The organism is Streptomyces longispororuber (genome assembly GCF_014656095.1).
In the GTDB taxonomy this organism is placed as follows: Bacteria; Actinomycetota; Actinomycetes; order Streptomycetales; family Streptomycetaceae; genus Streptomyces; species Streptomyces longispororuber.
The window spans coordinates 54,322-56,300 of sequence record NZ_BNBT01000043.1 but is presented as its reverse complement, the minus strand read 5'-3'; the positions used below and the strand labels follow the sequence as shown (position 1 = coordinate 56,300).

Below are 1,979 nucleotides of genomic sequence, written 5' to 3'. Positions count from 1 at the left end.
GCCAGCCGGTTGGCGCGGGCGTCGGGGCCGTCGGGCAGGCCCGCGCCGGGCGTGGCGGCGAGGAGGGCGGGCAGGGTGTCCGCGGGCAGCGGGTGCGCGGGGCCCGTGGCGGCGCGCAGGGCCTGGGCGCGCTCCTCGTCGTCGATCAGGGTCAGGCCGCTGAGGCGGATGTCGGGGTCGGCGGCGACGGAGCGCAGGATCTGCTGGAACTGGCGGACCATGCGCTCGGCGGTGGGCCGCTCGTACAGGTCGGTGCTGAAGGTGAGCAGTCCGCGCAGGCCCTCGTGGCCGGGCCAGGCGACGACTTCGAGGAGCAGGTCGAGCTTGGCGTGGTCGGAGCCGACGTACTCGGGGGTGACGGTCAGGCCCGGCAGGCGCAGTGCGGTGACGCCCTCGGTGCGGACGCCGAGGCCGATCTGGAACAGCGGGTTGCGGCTGAGGCTGCGGGTGGGCTTGAGGGCGTCGACGACCTGGTCGAAGGCCACGTCCTGGTGGGCGTACGCGGCGAGGTCGGTCTCGCGGAGCCGGTCGAGGAGTTCGCGGAAGGTGGGGTCGCCGCTGGTGTCGCCGCGCAGCACCAGGGAGTTGATGAACATGCCGACCAGGTCGTTGAGGGCCTCGTCGGCGCGGCCTGCGACGGAGATGCCGAGGGGGATGTCGGTGCCCGCGCCGAGGCGGGTGAGCAGGGCGGACAGGGCGGCCTGGTGGACGATGAAGTCGGTGGTGCCGGTGGTGCGGGCGAGCTCGGTGAGCCGGTCGGCGAGGTCGGGTTCGACGTCGAAGAGGACGACGTCGCCGCGGGAGGCGCTGACCTCGGGGCGCGGATGGTCGGTCGGCAGGGCCGGCTCCTCGGGCAGGCCCGCGAGGGCGTCCCGCCAGAAGGCGAGCTGCCGGGCGGCGAGGCTGTCCTCGTCGTCCTCGTCGCCGAGCAGGTCGCGCTGCCACGCGGCGTAGTCGGCGTAGGAGACCGGCAGCGGTGTCCAGCGCGGGGCGCGGCCGGCGGCGCGGGCGCGGTAGGCGGTGGCGAGGTCGTTCTGGAGGGGTTCGATGGACCAGCCGTCGAAGACGATGTGGTGCAGGACGAGCAGCAGGACGCAGGTGTCCGCCCCGGCGGGGAAGAGCCGGGCGCGCACCGGGAGTTCGGTGGTGAGGTCGAAGCCCCGGTCGCCCTCGGCGGCGAGGGCCGCGGCGAGGTCGCCCTCGGGGACGGGGACGGCCTTCAGGTGCGGGCCGCCGGCCGCGGCGTCCAGGAGGGCGGGGGTGGGGACGCCGTCGGTCTCGGGGATGAGGGTGCGCAGCACCTCGTGCCGCTCGGCGACGTCGGTGAGGGCGGCCTGGAGGGCGGCGGTGTCGAGGCGCCCGGCGATGCGGAAGGCGAGGAGCGTGTTGTACGAGCCGTCGTCGCGGCCCTGGCGGCGGTTGAGGAACCACTGTCTGCGCTGGCTGTACGACAGGGTGCGCGCGGTGCCCTCGGGTGCGGGGGTGAGGGGCGGGCGGGCCTGGGCGGCGGCTTCGACGTGTCCGGCGAGGGCGGCGACGGTGCGGGCGTCGAACAGGGCCCGGATGGGCAGTTCCACGCCGAGGGCGGAGCGGGCCCGGCCGACGAGGCGGGTGGCGAGCAGCGAGTGCCCGCCGATCTCGAAGAAGTCGTCGTCGACGGAGACGTGTTCGCGGCCGAGGATGTCGGCGAAGAGGCCGCACAGGATGTCCTCGGTGAGGGTGCGCGGGGCGCGGCCGCGGGTGGCGGCCCCCCACTCGGGGTCGGGCAGGGCGGCCCGGTCGAGCTTGCCCTGGGGCGTGGTGGGCAGGGCGTCGAGGGCGACGACGGCGGAGGGGACCATGTACTCGGGCAGGGTCCGCGCGAGCCGGTCGCGCAGGACGGCGGTGGCCGCCGCGTCGAGGACGGCGCCGGGGCTCTTGTCGGCACCCGTGCGCGTGCCCGTACCCGTACCGGCACCGGCACCGGCACCGGCACCGGC

General features: G+C 75.9%; 1 protein-coding gene. It reads right to left on the bottom strand.

Annotation, left to right across the window (positions count from 1 at the left end; genetic code table 11):
- Nucleotides 1–1,979 (bottom strand): condensation domain-containing protein (locus IE330_RS16180; RefSeq protein ID WP_229925687.1); only part of this gene is annotated, 1,979 nt, incomplete at both ends.